Annotated in this window: 19 protein-coding genes; 10 read left to right on the top strand and 9 right to left on the bottom strand. The window is 71.0% G+C overall.

Annotated features, from left to right (window positions below; genetic code table 11):
• Positions 1-117: 117 nt before the first annotated feature.
• Entirely contained in the window at positions 118-351 is a 234-nt protein-coding gene (locus ACMGFI_RS00870; RefSeq protein ID WP_436906696.1) for a hypothetical protein, read from the bottom strand.
• Between the two features lie 117 nt (positions 352-468).
• Here ACMGFI_RS00870 and ACMGFI_RS00865 point away from each other — a divergent pair, with 117 nt between their 5' ends.
• The 3 genes from ACMGFI_RS00865 (at position 469) to mce (ending at position 4,356) form a co-directional block, all read left to right on the top strand.
• The gene (locus ACMGFI_RS00865) at positions 469-2,889 is read left to right on the top strand and encodes a glycoside hydrolase family 2 TIM barrel-domain containing protein (RefSeq protein WP_436906695.1); all 2,421 of its coding nucleotides are present in this window, start codon (positions 469-471) and stop codon (positions 2,887-2,889) included.
• A gap of 93 nt (positions 2,890-2,982) precedes the next feature.
• Positions 2,983-3,354 (top strand): hypothetical protein, encoded by a 372-nt coding sequence (locus ACMGFI_RS00860; protein ID WP_436906694.1) that lies wholly within the window; start codon positions 2,983-2,985, stop codon positions 3,352-3,354.
• A gap of 612 nt (positions 3,355-3,966) precedes the next feature.
• Complete coding sequence (gene mce / locus ACMGFI_RS00855) at positions 3,967-4,356, top strand: methylmalonyl-CoA epimerase (RefSeq protein ID WP_436906693.1); 390 nt, start codon at positions 3,967-3,969, stop codon at positions 4,354-4,356.
• A 27-nt stretch (positions 4,357-4,383) separates the two neighbouring features.
• Here the strand turns inward: mce and ACMGFI_RS00850 are convergent, their stop codons facing one another.
• Both ACMGFI_RS00850 and ACMGFI_RS00845 read right to left on the bottom strand, forming a co-directional pair.
• Positions 4,384-4,911 carry a DUF2391 family protein gene (locus tag ACMGFI_RS00850; RefSeq protein ID WP_436906725.1) on the bottom strand — a complete coding sequence of 176 codons (528 nt, stop codon included), beginning with the start codon at positions 4,909-4,911 and terminating at the stop codon, positions 4,384-4,386.
• A gap of 179 nt (positions 4,912-5,090) precedes the next feature.
• Positions 5,091-6,131, bottom strand: coding sequence for a 3-hydroxyacyl-CoA dehydrogenase family protein (locus ACMGFI_RS00845; protein ID WP_436906692.1), 1,041 nt, complete (start codon positions 6,129-6,131; stop codon positions 5,091-5,093).
• 402 nt (positions 6,132-6,533) lie between these two features.
• Here ACMGFI_RS00845 and ACMGFI_RS00840 point away from each other — a divergent pair, with 402 nt between their 5' ends.
• On the top strand, positions 6,534-7,505 hold the full coding sequence (locus tag ACMGFI_RS00840) for a transcription initiation factor IIB (protein ID WP_436906691.1): 972 nt from the start codon (positions 6,534-6,536) through the stop codon (positions 7,503-7,505).
• A 142-nt stretch (positions 7,506-7,647) separates the two neighbouring features.
• On the opposite strand, the gene ACMGFI_RS00835 is transcribed toward ACMGFI_RS00840, so the two are convergent.
• The 3 genes from ACMGFI_RS00835 to ACMGFI_RS00825 all read right to left on the bottom strand — a co-directional run bounded on the left by ACMGFI_RS00835 (position 7,648) and on the right by ACMGFI_RS00825 (position 12,468).
• A complete protein-coding gene (locus tag ACMGFI_RS00835) occupies positions 7,648-8,373 on the bottom strand; it encodes a bacteriorhodopsin (protein ID WP_436906690.1) in 726 nt (241 codons plus the stop codon).
• Positions 8,374-8,375: 2 nt separating this feature from the next.
• Positions 8,376-10,685: a methyl-accepting chemotaxis protein gene (locus ACMGFI_RS00830; protein ID WP_436906689.1), complete on the bottom strand. Its 2,310-nt coding sequence runs from the start codon at positions 10,683-10,685 to the stop codon at positions 8,376-8,378.
• Between the two features lie 106 nt (positions 10,686-10,791).
• Positions 10,792-12,468 carry a DUF3604 domain-containing protein gene (locus ACMGFI_RS00825; RefSeq protein ID WP_436906688.1) on the bottom strand — a complete coding sequence of 559 codons (1,677 nt, stop codon included), beginning with the start codon at positions 12,466-12,468 and terminating at the stop codon, positions 10,792-10,794.
• A 215-nt stretch (positions 12,469-12,683) separates the two neighbouring features.
• Here ACMGFI_RS00825 and ACMGFI_RS00820 point away from each other — a divergent pair, with 215 nt between their 5' ends.
• The 4 genes from ACMGFI_RS00820 (at position 12,684) to ACMGFI_RS00805 (ending at position 16,388) form a co-directional block, all read left to right on the top strand.
• Positions 12,684-14,315 carry a protein kinase domain-containing protein gene (locus ACMGFI_RS00820; protein ID WP_436906687.1) on the top strand — a complete coding sequence of 544 codons (1,632 nt, stop codon included), beginning with the start codon at positions 12,684-12,686 and terminating at the stop codon, positions 14,313-14,315.
• The gene (locus ACMGFI_RS00815; RefSeq protein ID WP_436906686.1) at positions 14,305-15,039 is read left to right on the top strand and encodes a hypothetical protein; all 735 of its coding nucleotides are present in this window, start codon (positions 14,305-14,307) and stop codon (positions 15,037-15,039) included. The genes ACMGFI_RS00820 and ACMGFI_RS00815 overlap by 11 nt, the downstream gene beginning before the upstream one ends.
• 533 nt (positions 15,040-15,572) lie before the next feature.
• Positions 15,573-16,037 carry an NUDIX domain-containing protein gene (locus ACMGFI_RS00810; protein ID WP_436906685.1) on the top strand — a complete coding sequence of 155 codons (465 nt, stop codon included), beginning with the start codon at positions 15,573-15,575 and terminating at the stop codon, positions 16,035-16,037.
• A 78-nt stretch (positions 16,038-16,115) separates the two neighbouring features.
• Entirely contained in the window at positions 16,116-16,388 is a 273-nt protein-coding gene (locus tag ACMGFI_RS00805) for a zinc-ribbon domain-containing protein (RefSeq protein ID WP_436906684.1), read from the top strand.
• A gap of 9 nt (positions 16,389-16,397) precedes the next feature.
• Here the strand turns inward: ACMGFI_RS00805 and ACMGFI_RS00800 are convergent, their stop codons facing one another.
• On the bottom strand, positions 16,398-17,009 hold the full coding sequence (locus ACMGFI_RS00800) for a DUF998 domain-containing protein (RefSeq protein ID WP_436906683.1): 612 nt from the start codon (positions 17,007-17,009) through the stop codon (positions 16,398-16,400).
• Positions 17,010-17,555: 546 nt separating this feature from the next.
• Here ACMGFI_RS00800 and ACMGFI_RS00795 point away from each other — a divergent pair.
• Positions 17,556-18,659 carry an aminotransferase class V-fold PLP-dependent enzyme gene (locus tag ACMGFI_RS00795; RefSeq protein WP_436906682.1) on the top strand — a complete coding sequence of 368 codons (1,104 nt, stop codon included), beginning with the start codon at positions 17,556-17,558 and terminating at the stop codon, positions 18,657-18,659.
• Between the two features lies 1 nt (position 18,660).
• Here ACMGFI_RS00795 and ACMGFI_RS00790 read toward each other — a convergent pair whose 3' ends face one another.
• Positions 18,661-19,308 carry a glycerophosphodiester phosphodiesterase gene (locus ACMGFI_RS00790; protein WP_436906681.1) on the bottom strand — a complete coding sequence of 216 codons (648 nt, stop codon included), beginning with the start codon at positions 19,306-19,308 and terminating at the stop codon, positions 18,661-18,663.
• 85 nt (positions 19,309-19,393) lie between these two features.
• Here ACMGFI_RS00790 and ACMGFI_RS00785 point away from each other — a divergent pair, with 85 nt between their 5' ends.
• Positions 19,394-20,119 carry an SDR family oxidoreductase gene (locus ACMGFI_RS00785; protein ID WP_436906680.1) on the top strand — a complete coding sequence of 242 codons (726 nt, stop codon included), beginning with the start codon at positions 19,394-19,396 and terminating at the stop codon, positions 20,117-20,119.
• Positions 20,120-20,149: 30 nt separating this feature from the next.
• Here ACMGFI_RS00785 and ACMGFI_RS00780 read toward each other — a convergent pair whose 3' ends face one another.
• Positions 20,150-20,782, bottom strand: coding sequence for a hypothetical protein (locus ACMGFI_RS00780; protein ID WP_436906679.1), 633 nt, complete (start codon positions 20,780-20,782; stop codon positions 20,150-20,152).
• Positions 20,783-20,941 lie beyond the last annotated feature (159 nt).

The raw sequence follows: 20,941 nt of genomic DNA, 5'->3' as shown, positions 1-20,941 counted from the left end.
GGTGCGAGCCCGGGCTAAAGCTTTGCGTACGCCGGAGACGAGCGGGACCCTCGTCCCGGACGAGGTGGGGGTCGGGCCTCCGAGGTCGAGACGCTGCTTTGGGGGCGGGAGCGGCCGTTACTCACCCCAGGCGCGGGGGTCCCAGCGGGACGTACCCGCGGCGATCCGGGCGTGGACCTCCGCCCAGAGCGCGAGCGTCACGACGATCGCCGCGAACCGACCGACCTCGTTCGCGAGTCCCGACTCGGGAACCATCCCCAGGACGATCCACAGGAGACCCGCGAGCCCGAACCAGATGCAGAGGAGGACGAGGTATCGGAGGGGGCGGGAGTCGACCGGTGACTCGGCCATGTCGGGGCCGAACGGCCGGGCGTCCGAAAAGCGTGACGGCGCGGCCCGGCCGGTTCCGACCCCGGAACCGCCCGCCGATGCCGCAAGCTAGTTGACTCGGGTGGGCGACCTGGCTGTATGCCAACTGCCGACGGTCCCGACGAGGAGCACCGCCGAACGCGCCGCCTGGAGACGGGCTGGCGGTTCACGCGCGGCGACGTCGACGACGGCGCCGACCCCGCGCTCGACGACGGCGACTGGGAGCGCGTCGAGGTGCCCCACGACTGGAGCATCGAGGGACCTTTCGACCCCGACAACCCCGGCGGCGCCTCGCAGGGCTACGCCACCGAGGGCGTCGGCTGGTACCGCCGCGAGCTCCCCGAGGACATCGAGGGCGAACCCACGATCCGTTTCGACGGCGTCTACCGCAACTTCGACGTGTACGTCGACGGCGAACACGTCGGCCACCGCCCGTACGGCTACTCGACGGTGAACTACGACCTGAGCGAGTTCGGCGTGACCGGCGGCGAGACGCTGGCCGTCCGCGTCGACAACAGCGAACAGCCCCACAGCCGCTGGTACACGGGCTCGGGCATCTACCGCGACGTGCACCTGATCGAGACCGACGCGGTCGCCGTGGCGCCGTTCGGCACCGACGTGCGGACCAACGCCGTCAACCGCCAGCGCGCCGAGGTGCAGGTGCTCACCGAGGTCGAAAACGGCGAGGACGGCCCTGTCGAGGTCGCTGTCGAGACCGACATCGTCGACGCGGACGGCGAGGTCGTCGCAACCGCGGGCAGCGAGGCGACGGTCGAACCCGGCGCCCCAGAGAGCCACGAGTTCGAGCAGCGCCTCTCCGTGGCCGACCCCGACCGCTGGACGCTGGACGACCCCACCCGCTACTTCGCCCGCACGGTCGTCTACCGGAAGGACGGCGGCGCCGAGAGCGACGCGACGGAGGGGTCGGCGGGCGACGCGGACGGCACGGAGGCGGCCACCGAACCCGTCGCCGTCGACGACTACGTCACCCCCTTCGGCATTCGTTCCTTCGAGTGGACCGCCGACCGGGGCTTCTTCCTCAACGGCGAGCCCGTCGACATGAAGGGTGTCAACCTCCACCACGACGCGGGCTGTCTCGGCGCGGCCGTCACCGAGCGCGCGCTGGAGCGCCGCCTGGAGACGCTCAAAGAACTCGGCTGCAACGCCATCCGGACCGCCCACAACCCACCCCAGCCCGAGTTGCTGGATCTGTGCGACCGGATGGGCTTCCTCGTCGTCGACGAGGTGTACGACAAGTGGCGCCACGTCGGCGCCGACGAGTGGTTCGACGAGTGGTGGGCCGACGACCTCGCGGCGATGATCGACCGCGACCGCAACCATCCGTCCGTCGTGCTCTGGAGCGTCGGCAACGAGAACTTCGACCAGGGCTCCGACGAGATGATCGAGGACCTGGCGATGCTCACCGAGGCCGCCAGCGAGATGGACCCCACCCGCCCGGTGACCTACGGCAACCCGCCGTGGGGCGACGGCACCGAGGGCGTCGTCGAGAACATCGAGCGCGTCGCCGAGCACGTCGACGTGCTCGTCGGCAACTACCAGGAGCACTGGTACGACGACTACCGCGAGGCCGGCGTCGACCTGCCCGTCCTCGGCTCGGAGAACCGCCGCTTCTTCCGCGGGGCCGACGACGACCCCCTCGCGTTCGTCCCCCGCAACCCGTGGTACGACGTGGAGGAGCGCGACGACGTGTGCGGCCAGTTCCTCTGGCCCGGCATCGACTACCTCGGCGAGGCCCGCGACTGGCCGAGCAAGGGGTGGCCGACCGGCCTGATCGACACCACCGGCGCCATCAAGCCCTCGGGGCGGTTCCACCAGGCCGCCTGGTCGGAGGAACCGGTCGTCTTCGCCGCAGCGGTCGACCACGACCGCGAGCGCCCGGCCTGTCGCCCGGCGTGGAGCGGCCCGCCGTTCTCCGAGCACTGGAACTTCCCAGACCGCGAGGACTCACAGGGATTCGTCAACGTCTACACGTTCACCAACGCCGAGGAAGTCGACCTCTACCAGAACGACGAGTCTCTCGGCACCCAGCGCGCCGACGACTACGGCCCGCGCCCCATCGAGTGGTACGTCCCCTACGAGGCGGGCACCCTGCGAGCGGTGGCGAAAGAAGAGGGTGAGGTCGTCGACGAACACGAACTGGAGACGGCAGGCGAACCCGCCCGCGTCGAACTGTCGGCCGACCGCGAGACGCTGGCCGCCGACGGCCGCGACCTCGTGTACGTCGAGGCGACCGTCGTCGACGACGAGGGCGTGCGCGTCCCCCGCGCCGACCACGAGGTCGCGTTCTCGGTCTCCGGCGCGGGCGAGATCGCCGGCGTCGACAACGGGAACCTCGACAGCGACGAGCCGTGGGTCGGCGAGACCCGCTCGGCCTACCACGGGACCTGCATCGCCGTCGTCCGAGCGGCCCGCGAGGGCGGCCGGGTCGACGTGGCGGCCGACGCCGACGGGCTCGACGGCGACGATGTCACCGTCGTCGTCGGCGCCGACGGGGACTGACCGGCCGAACTGACTAGGACCACCGGAGCCACCGCGACCGAACGAACTGTTCGCACGGGAACGTTTTTCGGCCGGCGGTCTCAACCCGGAGGTATGCGTGCCCTCCTGTACTGGCCGTTGAGCATCGCCGCCGGGATCGGCGTCGCCGCCGTCTCCTGGGAGTTCGCCGGCCTCCACTTCGGCGCCGTCGCGTTCGGCCTCGTCTACGCCGTCGCCCTGGGCCTGCTCGCCAGGGCCCACTTCGACCTGAAATCGCGCGTCGACTCGTGGAAGCGCCCGTCGCTGTGGTCCGGGGCGTTCGCCGGCCTGTTCACGTTCACGATGCTGCTCGTCGCCGAAACGGTCGAGACCGACACCGAACCGCTCGTGGTGATCCTGGGTCTGGTGGCGACGGCGATCCTCGGGATGGCCGCCGGGACCGGCATCGCCCTCGAAAATCTCGACGCCGCCGACGCGGCGGAGTGAGCCCTCGGAACGGCAGATACCGCACGCTTTCCCGCCGAGCGACGAACTCGCGGGAGTCCGTGTCGTTCGAGACGGGTGAGAGCTGGTGCGGTCGGCGCGCGCTGGAGCGCGCTTTCATGCGCGCGACCGTAGCCGCGCGAGGTCTTCGCGAGCACCGCGAGCGAAGGCTCGTCGGAGCTTGTTCCGACGGTGGATGAGCGACGGCAGGAGCGAATCGGTCGGGGTGGTGTGTGGCCGTCTGCGGTACCATGCGGGGTGGTCGCGGTGTCGTGCGGTGCGATTGCGGTCCTGGTGGACTGAAAGGGCGAGGCGCGCTCGCGCCGATAGTCGCCTGAGCGGGCAACTATCCGCGCGGGCGGTGCCGAGAGCGCGGATATCCCGCTTCAGCGACCGCGAGCGCGCCGAGGGCTTTCATCGGTTGCTGTCTCCGATGTGTGCTGTTCCTCGTAGCGAGCGGGCCGAGGGCGTTCAGCGCTCGCCGTCGAGAGCGGTCGCTGTCTCGCTGCGTTCCTCCACGTCGACCGAACCAGAAGCGACGGAGACGCTCGCACCATGAACAGACACTCCGGAGGTCGACGCCGGGATTAAGCCGCGAACGGGCCAAGACCGGGTATGGAGTTCGACCACGCGGGCATCGCGACCGACGACCGCGACGCACTCATCGACCGCTACGGGGCGATCCTCGACGCCTCGGTCGCCCACGAGGAACGGTTCGGTGAACTCCGAGTCGCGTTCCTCGACCTGGGCAACGGCTACTTCGAACTGCTCGAACCGACGGCCGACGCCGAGGGACCGATCCCGAACTTCCTCGATAGCCGCGGCGCAGGGATCCACCATCTCGCCCTCCGAACGGACGACATCGGCGACGCGCTCGACCGCGCCCGCGCCGCGGGGGTCGCCCTCATCGACGAGGAACCGCGACCCGGCGCGTGGGGCCACGAGGTCGCCTTTCTCCACCCCGAGGACACGGGTGGCGTCCTGATCGAGTTCGTCGAGCACTGAGCAGGGGTCGCTGACGGGACCGTCCGCTCACCCCGGCAGGAGGTCGCCGAGCGCGGCGCCGATGGCCATCGGGACGAGCGCGACGGCGACCTGACAGACCGCGAGCCAGGGATCGGCCCAGTCGACCCGGCCCCAGACGGTCATGACGACGAGAGCCGTGGCCAGCGGGATGGCGAGCACGCCCACGAACTTCCGGGGGACGAACCCGAAGATCGGCCGGTAGACGCGCACGTCCTGGAAGTCCGCGACGTAGAGGATGCCGGCGACGAGCGCGAGCGTCAGCACGTTGGTCGCCACGAAGTAGAGGGGACGCGCGGCGATGAACTCGCCGACCTCAGTGGTCCCGCCCTCGACGAACATCGGGATGCCGAACAGGAGCGAGCCCAGCAGCGCCTCGGCGGCGTCGCTGCGGTCGAACCCGAAGACGACGCGGCCGAACACGGGCGTCTCCCGGACCTCCATCGCCATCCGCATCGTCTCGCGGACCCGCTCGCGTTCGTCCTCGGAGTCGACGGAGTCCTCCAGCTCCGCGAGTTCGTCGAACAGGTCGCCCATGTCCGGGTCCTCGTCGTCCTCGTCGTCATCGACAGCCAGGTCGGAGTCGACCTCGCGGTCGCCCCACCACCCCTCGTCGTCGGGGACCTCGCCCTCGCCGGCCCACTGCTCGTCGTCCCACTCGTCGCCGGTACCTCCGGTGTCAGGTCCGTCGTCGCTCCCGTCGCTGCCCCGGCCGCTCATCCGTCACCCGGGCCGACGGAGCCGCCGAAGTCGTCGAAGTCGCCGTCCGGGCCGCCGATGTCCGAACCGCCGACCGGGCCGTCGTCCGGTTCGCCGTCGGCGCCCTCGTTCGGGACGGGCTGGTCGTCGGGGTCGGTCGGGCTCTCGGCGCGCAACTCCGGCGTCGGGTCGGGCTCGCTCGGCTCGACCGGCTCGCCGCCCTCCCAGACGTAGAACCCCTCGCCGGTCTTGCGGCCGAGGTCGCCCGCCGCGACCTTCTCCCGGAGCACCGGCGGCGGCGCGAACCGCTCGCCCAGGGCGTCTTCGAGGTGTTCGAGCGCGTCGAGCGTGCTGTCGAGGCCGCGCTCGTCCGCCGCGGCGAGCGGCCCGACGGGGTGGTCGTGGCCCGCGGTCGTCGCCCGGTCGATAGCCTCGACGCCGGCGGCGCGCTCGTCGACCATCGTCATCGCCTCGACCGATAGGGCGAGTCCCAGCCGGGTCGCCGCGAAGCCGGGCGTGTCCCGGACGACGACGGACTCCCTGTCGAGTCCGTCGACGAACGAGACGGCCGCCTCCCGGGTGGGTTCGGTCGTCTGCTCGGCGACGACGACCTCGACCAGCGGGGCCGCCGGCGGGTCGACGAACTGCAGGCCGACCGCGCGACCGGGATATTTGAGCCCGGCGGCGACCGCCGTCACCGACACCGCCGCGCCGCTGGTCGCGATGAGTACCTCCTCGCCGACCGCCTCCTCCACGTCGGCGAACAGCGCCCGCCGTTCGTCCCGGCTCGCGTCGGTCGCCTCGACCACGATGTCGGCGCCGGCGACCGCCCCCTCTAGCCCGGTGGTCGCCTCGATGCGGTCGACGGCCGCCTCGCGCGCGTCGGCGGCGAGATCGCCGGCGGCCACGGCGTCGTCCAGCCCCGCCTCGACGGCGTCGACCCCGTCCATGACGACGTTGGCGTCGTCGTCGTGGAGGGTCACGGCGTGGCCCGCCGCCGCGCAACACTGCGCGATCCCGCGCCCCGCCGCGCCGGCGCCCAGTACGGCTACGTCCATACTCCCCATGCGAGCGCCTACCCGATTAAGCGTTTTCGCCTGGCAGCGCAGTGTGACCGACCGTCGACGGCGGGACTCCGGACGGGGACGCCGACACGGTGCCCGCCGGTGACACGACGCTCGTCGCGACCCGCCCGAGCGACCGCCGACCGGCCGGCCGCGACGCCCGGGCGGCCCAGCGATCGTCTCGAATCGACTACACGCACGCCCGCCCGGTCGCCACGAACGCCGTCGTCAGCCCTCCGTCGGACGCCTGTCTCGTACCCGACCAGTTCCCGCGAATTCCCGAATCCGGCGGCCGAAACCCCGAATCTGTGCGCTTTCGGGCGTTGTGTCGTCTGACATACGACGGAAGACGGGCGAAGGGTTTATATGTCCCCAAAATTTGTCTATATAAGAACAATGGAACGGCCGAGCCGCCAGCGCGAGCGCGTGGAGTCCGAGGAAAAACAGGACGAACAAGCGGACGAGCAGGCCGAACAGCAGCAGTGTCCCGAGTGCGAGTCGTCCGCGCTCGTCACGAGCGCGGACGGCGGGGAGATCGTCTGCGAGGACTGCGGACTGATCATCGACGAGGGCAACATCGACCGCGGGCCGGAGTGGCGGGCGTTCAACCACAGCGAGCGACAGGAGAAGTCCCGCGTCGGCGCGCCGACGACCCAGACGATGCACGACAAGGGGCTGACCACCCAGATCGACTGGAAGGACAAGGACGCCTACGGTCGCTCCCTGTCGTCGGAGAAACGGTCCCAGATGCACCGCCTGCGCAAGTGGCAGGAGCGCATCCGCACCAAGGACGCCGGCGAGCGCAACCTCCAGTTCGCGCTCTCGGAGATCGACCGGATGGCCTCCGCGCTGGGCGTGCCCCGGTCGGTCCGGGAGGTCGCCTCGGTCATCTACCGGCGGGCGCTCGACGAGGACCTCATCCGCGGCCGCTCCATCGAGGGCGTCGCCACCGCCTGCCTCTACGCCGCCTGCCGCCAGGAGGACATCCCCCGCTCGCTCGAGGAGGTCTCGGAGGTCTCCCGCGTCGAGCAGAAGGAGATCGGCCGCACGTATCGGTACGTGGCCCAGGAGCTCAGCCTCAAGATGGAGCCGGTCGACCCCAAGCAGTACGTCCCCCGGTTCGTCTCCGAGCTGGAACTCTCCGAGGAGGTCCAGGCCAAGGCCAACGAGATCATCGACGTGACCGCCGAGAAGGGCCTGCTCTCGGGCAAGTCCCCCACCGGCTACGCCGCCGCCGCCATCTACGCCGCCTCGCTGCTGTGCAACGAGAAGAAGACACAGCGCGAGGTCGCCGACGTGGCACAGGTGACAGAGGTCACCATCCGCAATCGCTATCAGGAACAGATCGAAGCGATGGGCATCCACTGACCGGCGCCCGGACAGTCCGGTGACGGCACCGTCCGCTCACTGTCGACGGCTCACGGCCGTCGCCCGTTCTCCGCGCGCTCGACCTGCCAGCGGCGGGGCTGTCGCTCGCCACTGGTGATCGGTCCGGAAAACGGGGCCGCCGTCAGTCCGCGACGCTCGCGTCACCGACGGCCGCGTCGGCGTCGGCGGTCTCGTCGGTCGCGGCGGCCATGCTGGCGAAGTCGTTGATCGCGATGAGGCCGAAGCCGACCTTTGCGACCACGTCGATGTAGGTGACGACCAGCGCGGTCGTCTCGACGTCCATGATCCCGACCCCCGCGGGCGCGAGCAGCCAGATCACCGGATACACCGACCAGAGGACGACGACGAACGAACGCAGCTTGCGGAAGAGTGCGGCCACGTCGTCGGACTCCCCGGCGGCCAGCGCCTCGCAGTCGCCGTACAGCAGGTAGACGACGCCCGCGAAACAGGAGCCTCCGACCAGGTACAGCGCCCAGCTCAGCGGGGCCGCGAGCGTCGCGCCGACGAACCCGAAGCCGATCGTCAGCGCCTGCAACGCCGCGAGGCGGGCGATCAGGCGGGTCGACGCGCCGACAACGAGCGCGATGACGGCGACGTGGATCGGCGTCGTGAGCAGCCAGTCGACGTATCGCGGGACGAAGACGGTCGCGCCGTCGCCGGTCGTCAGGCCGCCGAAGCCCAGCGCCATGAGCGCGTAGGCGACGGCGGCGATCGCCGGGACGACCGCCGCGAGCGCGAGCGTCCGCTTTCGTTCGTCGGGGACCAGCACCAGTCCGTAGGCGAGCATGGCGGTCCCGACGACCATTCCGAGCGTGCCGATGGTGAACCAGGTTGTGAGTCCGAGCATGGTTAGTCGTCCGTGGTCGCGGTCGCGGTCGGTCCCGCGCCCTCGGCGCCGGTCCGCGTCTCGAAGCGCGACAGCGCGTCGGCCAGGTCCGCGGCCTGCTGTCTGAGTTCCCGCGCGGAGGCGGCCACCTCGTCGATGGACTGGGACTGGTCGTCGGCCGCCCCGGCCACCGTGTCCGCCTCCGTCGCGGTCTGCTGGCTGATCGCCGTCAACTCGTCGATGGTGCCCATCACGTCCTGAGCGGTGCGGGCCTGTTCGGCCGTCGCGTCGTCGATCTCCTGGATGCCGGTGTCGACCTCCTCGGTGTACTCGACGATCGTCTCCAGGGCGTCGACGGCCTCCTCGACCGTCCCGACGCCGTCGGTGACCCGCTCGCTGGTCGACTCCATCCGCTCGACCGTCTCGCCGGCCTGGGACTGGATGGCCTCGATGCGGCTCTCGATGTCGCCGGCGGCCTCCTTGGTCTCCTCGGCCAGCCCCTTGATCTCGTCGGCGACGACCGCGAAGCCGGCGCCGTCCCCGTCGGCGTGGGCCGCCTCGATGGAGGCGTTCAGCGCCAGCATGTTCGTCTGCTCGACGATCTCGGTGATGACGCTCACGATCTGTCCGATCTCGTCGAGCTCGTCGTCCAGGTCGTTGATCGCCGCGACGGTCTCCTCGGTCTCGTCCTCGATGGCGCCCATCTCCTCGATGGCGCGCTGGGCGGCCTCGCGGCCCTCCTCGCCGACCTCGGCGGCCTGCTGGGAGGTCGTCGCGACCTGCTGGGCCGAGGAGGCGACCTGCTGGGCCGTCGCCGAGAGGTTCTCCATCTCGCCGGCGGCGTCGTCCAGGCGCTCGGACTGCTCGGTCGTCCCCTCGAAGATCTCCCCGATCGACGACCGCACCTGCTCGCTGGCCCGGTCGACCCGCTCGGCGTTGGTGCCGACCCGCTCGCTGGCCGACGAGACCTCGCCGGCGAACGACTTCGTCCGCGCGATGGTCTCCTCGATGGCGTCGAGCGTCTCGTTGATGCTCTCGCCGACCGACGCCATCGAGGCGTTGTCGCTCGCCGGGTCGACCCGGCGAGTCAGGTCGCCGTCGGCCGCGTCCGACAGCACGTCGCCGTACTCGGCGGCCTTGGTCTCCAGGTGCGTCGTCATCGACTCCATCTCGGCGGCCTCTCGTTCGGCGCGCTCGCGGGCCTCCTCGGCGTCGGCGCGGGCCTCCTCCGCTTCGGCGCGCGCTTCCTCCGTCTCGGCGATCTGCTCGCGTATCGAGTCGCGCATCTCCTGGAACGACCGATAGAGCCGTCCGATCTCGTCCTCGCGGGTCGTCGCGAGGTCGACCTCGAGGTCGCCGTCGGCCATCGACTGCGCGCGCTCGGAGACCCGCCGCAACGAGATGAGCGTGTTGCTACCGACGGTGACGCCGACGAGCCCGAGGTTGATGATCGCCAGCAGGACCAGCCCCACGAGGTCGGAGTTGATCTGCGACCCGAGCGCGTAGGCGGTCTCCCGCGGCGAGTGGATCATGACCGTCCAGTCTTTGGTCTCCATCTTCGTGCTCGCCATGAGCGTGTCGCCCATGTCCATGAAGGTCGTCGCCCCGGCAGCGACCGACGCGTTCATCTCGTGCCCCTCGTGGGGCGTGAGGATCCTGCTCGCGTTCGGGTGGGCGACGTACTGCCCGGCGGCGTTGACCACGACCGTCGAGGTGTCGTCGTTCGCGTCCGCGAGCGCCTGCGACCGCGCGGCGAGGTCGGTCATGAACACGAGCGCGCGGTTCTCGACGCCCGGCACGGGCGTCACGACGGCGACGACCGGGTGGTCGGCCGCCGGCACTGAGAACGGTTCCGTCACGTAGGTGTCGTCCGGCCCGTCGAACGCCGGCGGGTCGGTCGCGAACGGCGCGCCCTGTTCGGCGGGGCTGACGCCCTCGAACTCGTCGTTCGTGCTCTGGGTGAACACCATCGACTCCGTGTCGAGGTAGTGGATCGCGGCCACGTCCGGCGGGACGGCGCCGGACTCGATCTGTTCGGTCAGCGCCCGGTCGACGGCCGCGCCGTCGCCCGACCGGACGGCCTCCAGCCGCGAGGTGAGCACGGCCTCGCGCTGGACGCTCCCGAGCCACGCGTCGAGTTCGTCCGTCCGCGTCTCCGAGAGGGTCCGGAGGTCGTCCTCAACGTCGTCTTGGAGCGTCGCCGACGCCTGGGTGCTGATGACGGCCCCGAAGCCGACCATCACCACCACTGCGACCGCGAGCGCCGCGCCGAGGCGAGCGGCGTACGACCGCCTGATCACCCCGGGCAGGAGAGAAGGTGCATCCGATGTCATCGTGCGGTACGGAGGAGTACTCCGTGTAAAACGTTCGTACGCGATTCTCAACGGTGATAGCCGAGTCGCCGACCCGGCGGCGCCGACCGCTTCCGCGGTCCTCCCGTCAGGCCCCGGGTTCGACCCAGACGGGTCCGGCCCAGGCCATCCCGTCGTCGGCCTGCTCGACTCGGAGGTAGTACACGTCGGCGTCGCTGCCGCGCTCCTCGTCGGGCGCGTCGGCGACCGGCGGCTCGGACGCACTCGTTCCCTCTGTGTCCCACGTCATCCCGGTCACGGGCTCGTCGTCGGTGACTTCGCCGGCCTCCGTGTAGGCGTCGAGATCGGCCGACTCGTCGGCCGTCCCGCCGATGACGTGCCAGTCGGCGTTGTTCTTCACGACCGTCACCCGCTCGATGGGGGCGGTCCCGGCGACGAGCCACTCGACGGTGCGTTCGCCGTCGGCGACGACCGCGCTGTCGGCCTCGCCGACCTGCGTCCCGTCGACGGCGAACTCGACGAGGATCCGGTGGGGCTGGCTGGTCGCGTACACCCGCCGCGAGCGCAGGCTCTCGAAGACCGACTCCCGCGAGAGGTCCTCGGCGTAGAAGCCCGTCAGGCCGCCCGGATACGACCCCTCGTCCCAGACCCGCCAGATGTGACCCCAGCCGACCCCGTCCTCCCAGATGTCGCCGAGCGAGGGGAGATGCGGCGGCAGGTGGATGTGCGACCGGCCCGGCCTGGGCGCGTGGAAGTCCGACGACCCCATCATCCCGACGCGGTAGCCCAGTTCGTGGGCGTCCTGGACGTAGTGGCCGGGGTCGCCCATCTCGCCCTGGCCCATCTGCACAGGTTTGGGATTGCCCTCGTCGCCCGGCATCTCGCTGGAGCCCCACTGCGAATAGACTTCGACCAGCGGCGCGATGTCGTCGTCGTAGTCCACGTTCGAGAAGTCGAAGGGGTACATCGCCTCGGCGGGGTGGTGTGGGATGGCCAGCACCTCGTTGCCGGTCTCCTCGCGCCACGCCTGCAATCGACGAAAGAGCTTCTCGTAGCGGTTAGTGTCGGTGTCCAGCGAGTCGAACAGCTCCGCCTCCTCGACCCCCTCGAAGTAGACGTTGATGTGCCCGCCCATGTTCGGCTGTTTCGTCCACTCGTAGCCGAACAGCGTCACGAACTCCCCGGGGTCGTGAAAGTGGTCCGTGACGGTCTTCATGTCCTCGAAGTAGCCGCCGTGCATCCGCCGGCGCTGGAGCTTCGGCGGGATGAAAAACCCCATCGTGTCGTGGTCGGTGTAGGCGGCCACGTCGAGGTCCATCACGTCGCGGCCGAACCGGAACCCCTTGCTCATCGACCCCGCGCCGTCGGAGAACTGCGAGTGGAGGTGGATGTCGCCCCAGTAGAGTCGCCGGTCGGGTTCCGAGTCGAACACCTGAACGGGGTTGCTGGTGAACCGCCGCCCCGACTCGTCGGTGAGCGTCAGGTACTGGACGCCGGGCGTCTCGAAGGCGACCCCCGAAAGCTCCGTCACGGCGTCGTCGGTCAGTCCGAAGTCGATCTCCTCGGGGTGGATCGCCTCGGGGTCCGTGCTGTCGACGGTGAGGGTGCCGTCGTAGTCGGGCAACAGCCGGAGGTACTCGTCCCAGACCGAGACGGTGGCCGACAGCGACTCCGCCGCGGCGACGCGGGAGGGGAGGACGCACTCCACGTCGTCGAATTGCCGTCGTCGGCCGCGCGCGAGGTCCCGCAGGGAGGGGTTGTTCTCGGCGAAGACCTTCACGGACTCGATGGCTTTCGTCAGCACGGGCACCACCGCCCCGGGCGGGGTGGCGCGACGGCGCCGCCGACCGCCGGGCGAGCGCCTGTCTGGACGGACATACCACCGGGGTCGGGCGGCTGGGGGTTAAGCTTCCCGGCGGTTCGGGCCGCGCGGATCCCTCCGCGACCCAAACAGTCTTGGCAGATGATCGGTGAATTATCCGAGACGTACCGCGCGTCGGGGCGCGGCGAGCGACCACGATGGCCGAGGACACCGACGGGACGGACCGAACCGGGAGAGGCGCCGGCGGGAGCGGCCGCGACGGCAGCGATGAACGCGGCCGCGACGGCGCCGACGAGCAGGGCAGCAACGGTGCCGACGAGCAGGGAAGCGACAGCGAGGTGCCCGACAGCGACGGCGAGGACCCGGTACTGACCGTCGTGGCCGACCCCGCCCGCGGCGGCGAGCACCTGCCGCAACTGCTCGGCGCGCTCGACGGCGACGACCGCTCTCAGCGGCTCCGCGCGGCGCTCGCGCTCTGTCTCGTCGTCGAGGCGGACCCGGACCTGCTCGGCCCCGTCGTCCGCCGGCTGGTCGACCGGCTGGACGGCGACCCGCCCGTCGAGGTGCCCCACGCGCTCGACTACCTGGCGGCCCGCCGGCCGAAGGCCGTCGACGAGGTAGTCACCGAGTTCGACGAGGAGCGGGAACTGCGGGCGCGCGAGCACCTCTTTCGGTCCGGCGGCGGGTTCGCCCGCAGCGAGTACCTCTCGCCGTCGCCCGGCGACCGCGGCGTCGGCCGGACCCGCGTGGCGGGCGGCGACGGCGGCGACGGCGGCGGCCAGCGCGTCTACACCGACCGCTCGCCCGGCGCCGACTTCGACCCCTCCACGCTCGCCGAGGGCGGTGAGGGGACAGAGGAGGGGGCCGACGCGGACGGCGACGACGAAGGAGCGGACGGCGGGGACGCGGACGGTACCGGCGAGGACGACGGCGACAGCCGACGGGAGCTCACCCGCGGGCGGCTGGCGCTGGTGACCCGTCGCCTGTCGACGGTGATAGAGCGGAGTCGCTTCGACGACCTGTCGGTCCTCTCGGACCGGGCGGAGTGGCGGTTCGGCGACCGCTACCGCGCCGTGGGGACCGTCGGCGACGAGGAGGCGCCGCTCGCGCTGACGGTCTTCCGGCTCCCCGACGAGGACCGGGCGGCGTTCGCTCGCGCGCTCCGGGACGCGCTCGACGCCTGGGCCGGCGTCGACGACCACGACTCGGTACTGAGCGTCCACGACTGGGGGCTGCGCCCGCGGCCGTGGGCCGCGCTCGAACACACCGGGACCGCGCTGGCCGACCGCGACGCGGGGGCGTTCGACCCCGGCGAGGGCGTCGCGACCGCCGTCGAGGTCGCCGACGCCGTCGCCCACGCCCACCAGCGCGGCGTCGTCCACGGCGCGCTCGACCCCGCGACCGTCGCCTACCCCGGCGACCGGCTCACCGAGCGCGAGCGCCAGCGCCCCCGCGTGACCGCCGTCGGCCTCGCCCGCGTCTACGCCGACCACCTGGGCCTCGCGAACGTCGTCGACCCCCGGTACGCCGCGCCGGAGCACTACGCCGGCCGGTTCGGCGGCGTCGACCACGCCACCGACGTGTACGGCCTCGGCGTCCTGCTCTACCGGCTCGTGACCGGCGAGCCGCCGTACGACGGGACCGCCGAGGAGGTCCGCGCGGGCGTGTGCTCCGACCGCGCGCCGGTGCCCAGCGAGGTCGACCCCGATCTGCCCGGCGGGCTGGACCAGGTGGTCCGCAAGGCGACGGCGACGGGGAAGCTCACCAGGTACGAGACGGTCACGCAGTTCCGGCGGGAGCTGCGGGGGGTGACCGGCGATGGCCGGTGACGTGGAGTTCGGGCTCTACCTGATCGCCGACGACCCCAGCCTCACCTTCATCGTCTTCATCGGGCTCGTCCTCCTGACGGTCATCGCCGCCCGCTTCGGCGCTTACGCCTACCTCAACATGCGCGCCACCGGCGTCGACGCCCAGCGGGTCCTCTGGGAGTACCTGCTGTACGTCGGCGGCGTCGCCGCGCTGTACGGCGTCGTCGGCATCCTCGAGATCGTCTCCTCGGTCCGCACCCCCTACGGGACCGGCCTCATGCTCGCCGTCGTCCTCCTGCTCGCGCTCGCGGTCCGGGAGGTCTACTTCAACGCCGCGCTGTCGACGACCGGCGCCGACCGCGTCTTCCCGGGCCGGCGCCTCGTCGAAGTCGCCTTCGTGGGTATCGTCGCTGCCGTCGTCTTCGGCGTCGCCGTCTTCGGCCTCCGGCGGTCGCTGTTGGCGCTCCAGGGCCTCGGGGCGCTGGCGTTCGCAGGCTACGGCTTCTGGTTCGGCCGCAGGCAGACCGCGGCCGCGATGGTCCAGGGGACCATGATCGACTCGCTGCTGCGCCACCTCCTGCCGGTGCTCGCGTTCGCCACGCTCGTCCCCGCGGTCGACCTGGCGACCGTCGCCGGCCTCGACCGCGTCGTCGTCATGCACGTCCAGATCGTCTTCGTCATCATGACCGCCACCGCCCTCATGACCGCCACCATCAAACTCCGACAGAACCTCGCCAGTCTGTGACGGCCGGTGGATTGCCGAATCGGCGCGCGCTGTCGCGCGCTCTCGTGCGCGCGACCGTAGCCGCGCGAGGTCTTCGCGAACCAGTGAGCGAAGGCTCGTCAGAGCTTGCTCTGACAGTGGATGAGCATCGCAGGCCGAAGGCCGAGAAGCGCAAGACGCTGGGGAGGCGTGAGGCTCGCGACACTCTGACCAGCCACCGTTCTGAGGCCACCACGGCAAGAACCTCCCTGGCGGACTGAAAGGGCGAGGCGTGCTCGCGTCCAGTTCAGTCGCCTGAGCGACCCCTATCCGAGCGACCGAAGGGAGCGAGGATATGTCGCTTGGTTCGAGAGAGCGAAGCTCTCTCGTCATCCTGAAAATCTTCGATTTTCAGAGACAGCGACCGCGAGCACGCCGAGGGCTTTCGGCGCTTGTTGTCCAGTGCTGTCGATTCGCTTCAGAGCGAGCACAGTGAGAGTCCAGCGGCGACCAGCGCCCACACGAACCGCGCCGACTCGAAAGACCGAAACCCGATATCCACGATGAGACACACCATGGACGAGTACGCGCACGTCGTCAACGTCGACGGGGTGGTCGCGAGGGAGCGCGACGACGACTCGGACGGCGATACGCCCGAGTTCCTCGTCATCGAGCGGAGCGCCGAGGAGGACCACGCGGCCGGCCTCCTGGGGCTGCCGGGCGGCAAGCTCGAACCCGAACCCGGGACCGACCACGCGATCGAGGCCACGGTCCGCCGCGAGATCGAGGAGGAAGTCGGCGTCACCGTCGGAGAAGTCGAGTACGTCTGCTCGGGCACGTTCGAGACGGACACCGGCCACCAGTGTCTCAACGTCGTCACACGCTGCGAGTACGAGGGCGGCGAGGCCCGCGTCCGCGACCCCGAGGAGGTCGCGGCCGTCCACTGGCTCACGCTCGACGAACTCCGCGCTCGCGGGGACGTACCGGAGTTCACCGAGACCTACGTCGAGCGGGCCGCGGCGGTTCGTGACGGGGAGTAGCGGTTCGACGCGCCGACGAGCCGTCGCGGCCCCAAAACTCATGACAGTCCGCCGTCGATTCCGGATCGGTGACCGACCGTGGCCTCGGAGTACCCATCCACGCTAGTCGAGGTCGGGAAGCTACTGCTGGCCATCCCGGCGCTGTACGCGGCGTTCGTGCTCTTCGGCCTGGGGCCCGTCGGCTGGGCCGTGCTGGCCGCCGCCGTGCTCCTCGGCGGGGCGATCTGGTACGACGGGAGCGACGGCGAGCGCGAGGGGTCGGAGCGGACGAACTGCCCGCACTGCGGGGCGCCCAACGACGCCGGGGCAGCCGTCTGTGAGTACTGTGAGGAGTCGCTCGCAGCGGAGTGAGCCCGCGGCTCACAGCCGGTCTCGGTCGACGCGGACTCGCTGGAACTCCTCGACGGCGAGCCAGCCGCCCCAGACCGCGAAGGCGACCGACCCGACCAGCTCCGGGATAGCGATCCCCGGTGGGAACCACGGGAACAGCGCCCACCAGGCCCACGAGACGACGTGCAGGACACCGAGCAGGACCAGCACCAGCCCGCGCACGGGCCGGTCCGCGGCGTAGTCGCCCGCCCCCCACAGGAACACGGCGAGCGTCAGGAACAGGAAGAAGGGGACGGCGACGACGCCGTGCAGCGGATGGGGCAGCGGGAACGCGCCGACCAGCGCCATGAACAGCATGGCGAGCAGGCCGAAGAGCCCGCCCGCTCGGCGGATCGGGTGGTCGGTGTCGGCCAGCACGGCGACGACGAAGCCGGTGCCGAGGGCGCCGCCGACCAGAAGCGCGCCGTTGAAGATCGGCGCCGTCACGACGCCGCGGGCGCCCAGATCCGAGAGAGCGTAGTACAGCGGCGAGAACCACGGCGCCGCGACCATCGCGTAGACGACGCCGCCGAAGGCGACGACGACCGCCGCGAGTCCGAGGGAGGAGGGAACCCGCTTCAGGGACGGATCGTATTCGGCCATACCGCGCGCTGGGTCCGCCCCGACGAAAAAAGACGGGGATGGTGTTCGGTTCATGGTGCGAGTGTATCAGTCGTTTCGAGTGGATTCTTCGTGGAAGAAACGAGGCCGATCGCAACCGACAGCGAGTGTTGAAAGCCCTCGGCGCGCTCGCGGTCGCTGAGGCGGGATATCCGCGCTCTCCGCACCGCCCGCGCGGATAGTGCCCGCTCAGGCGACTATCGGCGCGAGCGCGCCTCGCCCTTTCAGTCCACCAGGACAGCACCGCCCCGCACCGCCCCGCACAGCACCGCAGACGGCCACATACCTCCCCAGCCGATTCGCGACACGCGAGTCGCGAATCCCTCGCGCGGCTACGGTCGCGCGCATGAAAGCGCGCGACAGCGCACGCCGACCGCACCGCAACCGCTCACCGTAACAGCTACCGCCTGCACTCCGCAACCGTTCACCGCAACAGCCTTCCCCTGTATTGAACACGGCGGTCGCGAGTCCCCGCAGCGACGGCCGCGTGGCGTACGCTTTAACCGCGCAGGCGCCGTCGATTCGGGCATGACTCCCGAGGAACTCCGCGCGGAGATGCCCGCGCTGGACCGCGGCGTCTACCTCAACACCGGCGCCGGCGGGCCGAGCCCCCGCCGGGTCGTCGAGGCGACCGAGGCCGCCCTGGAGTACCACGAGTTCGAGGCGCCGACGGGCGCCGGCACCTACGGCGCGCTGTTCGAGGCGCTCGACGAGACGCGGGACGCCGTCGCCGACCACGTCGGCGTCGCCCCCGAGTCGGTCGCGCTCACCCAGTCCACGACCGACGGCATCGGTCGGATCGCCGCCGGGATGGACTGGGAGCCCGGCGACGCCGTCGTCCGCACCGACCAGGAACACTCCGCCGGGATCCTCCCCTGGGAACGCCTGCGCGAGCGACACGGCGTCGAGGTCCGCGTCGTCGAGGCGGCCGGCGGCCGCGTCGACCGCGACGAGTGGAAAGCCGCCGTCGACGGCGCGAAACTCGCCGTCTTCAGCTCGCTGTGCTGGACCGACGGCTGTCGGCTCCCCGTCGCGGAACTGACCGACATCGCCCGCGACGCCGGCGCCCGCGTCCTCGTCGACGCCGTCCAGTCGGTCGGCCAGCGCCCCGTCGACTTCGGCGCGTGGGGGGCCGACGCCGTCGCCGCCGCCGGCCACAAGTGGCTGCTGGCCCCCACCGGCACCGGCTTCCTCCGCGTCACCGACGAGTTCGCCCGGGAGCTCGAACCCGCACAGGTCGGCTACATGGGCGTCGAGGACCCCGAGGCCGACGACTGGGACCTCAAGCCCGACGCGCGCCGCTTCGAAGTGGGGAGCGTCTCGCCGGTGCCCTACGCCGGCCTCCGCGAGGGGATCGCCACCGTCGAGGAGCTGGGCTTCGAGACCGTCACCGACCGCATCGAGCGGCTGACCGACCGGCTCAAGGACGGCCTGGGCGACCGGCTGGTCTCGCCCGAGCGCTCCGAGTCCGGGCTGGTCGCGTTCGCGGCCGATGACCCTATCGCGACCGCCGAACGACTGGACGAGCAGGGGATCCGCGTCCGCGACATCCCGCCGACGGGCACCGTCCGGGTCTCCGTCCACGTCTTCAACACCGCCGACGACATCGACGCTCTCCTCGACGCGCTCTGAATCAGGACGGGCAACAGTCCGGGAAATCCGTGATCGCGCCGTCGGCGCCCGCCTCGCGGAGCCGCTCGGTCTCCTCGGGGTCGGTGACGGTCCAGGCGGTCACGTCGAGGCCGACGCCGTGTGCCCGTTCGACGAGCGACGCGTCGCAGGCGTCCAGGTTCGGGGCGACCGCCGAACAGCCAAGCTCCCGCGCCCGCGAGACCAGCCCCTCGCTCTCCCACTGGACGAGCGCGGTGGGCAACGCCTCCACTTCGGTCAGCGCCTCCGAGTCGAACGAGGAGACGACGACCTCCGAGTCCGCGTCGGCGGCGACCCGCTCGACGGCCTCGCCGGTCCCGCGCTCCTTCAGCTCCGCGTAGAGCGTCACGCCGTCGGGGATCGCCTCAACGACTTCCTCGAAGGTCGGGACTCCCTGGTCCGATCCCTCGACCGAGAGCGCGGCCAGTTCCTCGGCGGTGTGAGCCGAGACGGGACCGCTCCCGTCTGTCGTCCGGTCGACCGTCTCGTCGTGGCAGACCACGAGCTCGCCGGAACCGCAGATCCGCACGTCGACCTCGACGGCGTCGGCCCGCGATGCGGCGTCCGCGACGGCCGCGACGGTGTTTTCCGGGTTGACGCCGGGGAAGCCGCGGTGAGCGATGCAGTCCATGGCCCGGTGTTCGCTCGACGGTCCGGTAGGTCTTGCGCTGGCCCCGCGACGCACCTTTAACCGCCGCCGGCCCCAACACACGCCTATGTCAGCCGACTTCGACTTCGGGGGCAGCGTGGTGCTCGTGACCGGCGCCGGCGGGACGCTCGGCAGTTCGGTCTGCGAGGCGTTCGCCGACGCGGGCGCGACCGTCTGCGGCGCCGACGTGGTCGGGCCAGACGACGAGGACTTCGGACTGGACACCGACCGCGACCGCGTCGACTTCTACCAGGGCGACTTCACCGACGAGGACGAGGTGGCCGACACCGTCCAGTCCGTCGTCGACGACCACGGCGGCCTCGACGCGCTCGCGAACATCGCCGGCACCTGGCGCGGGGGAACGCCCATCGACGAGACCGACGCGGACACCTTCGACTTCCTCATGGACGTGAACCTCAAGACGATGTTCCTCGCATCGAAACACGCGGTCCCCCACCTCCGGGAGTCAGACCTGACCGGCCAGGGGGCGATCGTCAGCGTCTCGGCGCGCTCGTCGCTGGAGGGGGGCGAGGGCGACGGCCCCTACCGCGCGTCGAAGGCCGGCGTGCGCATCCTCACCGAGACCATCGCCGAGGAGAACGAGGGGGAGGTGCGCGCCAACGCGGTCATGCCGAGCGTTATCGACACGCCGATGAACCGCGAGATGATGCCCGACGCCGACCACGACAAGTGGGTCGACCCCGCCGACATCGCGGAGACGATCCTCTATCTCTGTTCGGACGCCGCCAGCGTCACCAGCGGCGCGGCCGTGCCGGTGTACGGGGAGGCGTAGCGCCCTCGAAATCGAGACGGGAGCGCCGGGCTAACAGCCGCCCGCGCCGCCCGCGGCACTCGCACCGGCACAGCTGGCGCCGGCCGCGCTCGCGCCCGCGGCGGCGGCCGCCGCGCCGGTCACCACGGCGGCGTTGTCGTTGCTGCTGTAGTCGACGCAGTCGCCCCACGCCACTGGCGCGATGTGGTCGTCGATGTCGTCGGCTTCCAGCATCGCCGACTTGAAATCGGCGGCGCCGAAGCCGGGCTCCGAGACGAGTCGGTCGGCCAGTTCGGGCGTGACGGCGATCCGGCGACACTCCTCGGCCTCGAACAGGCCGTCCCCGTCGAAGGTGAACTGCACGTCGTAGTGGCGGACGAACACGCCCTCGAAAGCCGGGACCATCGCCCGGACCGCCTCGCTCGCCAGGTCCCAGACGAGGTCGTAGTCGGGCGACTCCACGTCCTCGCCCAGCGAGAACCGGGCGATGGGCACCGTGATCGGCTCCTCGTCGGGGCCTTCGTTGACGACCGCGACGCCGGTCACCGCGCGGTCGTCGATGCCGTAGGTCTCGGGCGTCACGCGGTTGTGCAGGGCCTCGTGGGCCTCGTCCTCGCGCTCTTCGAGGTCGACACCTTCTTCGGTCGAGTCGTCGCCGAGCAGGCGTTCCAGCAGGGAGGGCATTGCGTTCGGGAGTGCGCGCGGCGTCGGTATAGCTCCTGTGGCGTCGGTGCGGTGGCGTCGTCCGACCGCCGGGGCCGTACCTGCTCCGTCCCCGCGAACGCCCCGTAGCGACCGGCCAGTGTCGGTGCAGGCAGAAGATACTTGCCACGGTGTACCAAA

This window comes from Halosimplex marinum, assembly GCF_051414075.1.
GTDB lineage: Archaea > Halobacteriota > Halobacteria > Halobacteriales > Haloarculaceae > Halosimplex > Halosimplex marinum.
Note: the sequence above shows the minus strand (reverse complement) of the source record. Positions and strands in the feature narration are given on the sequence as shown.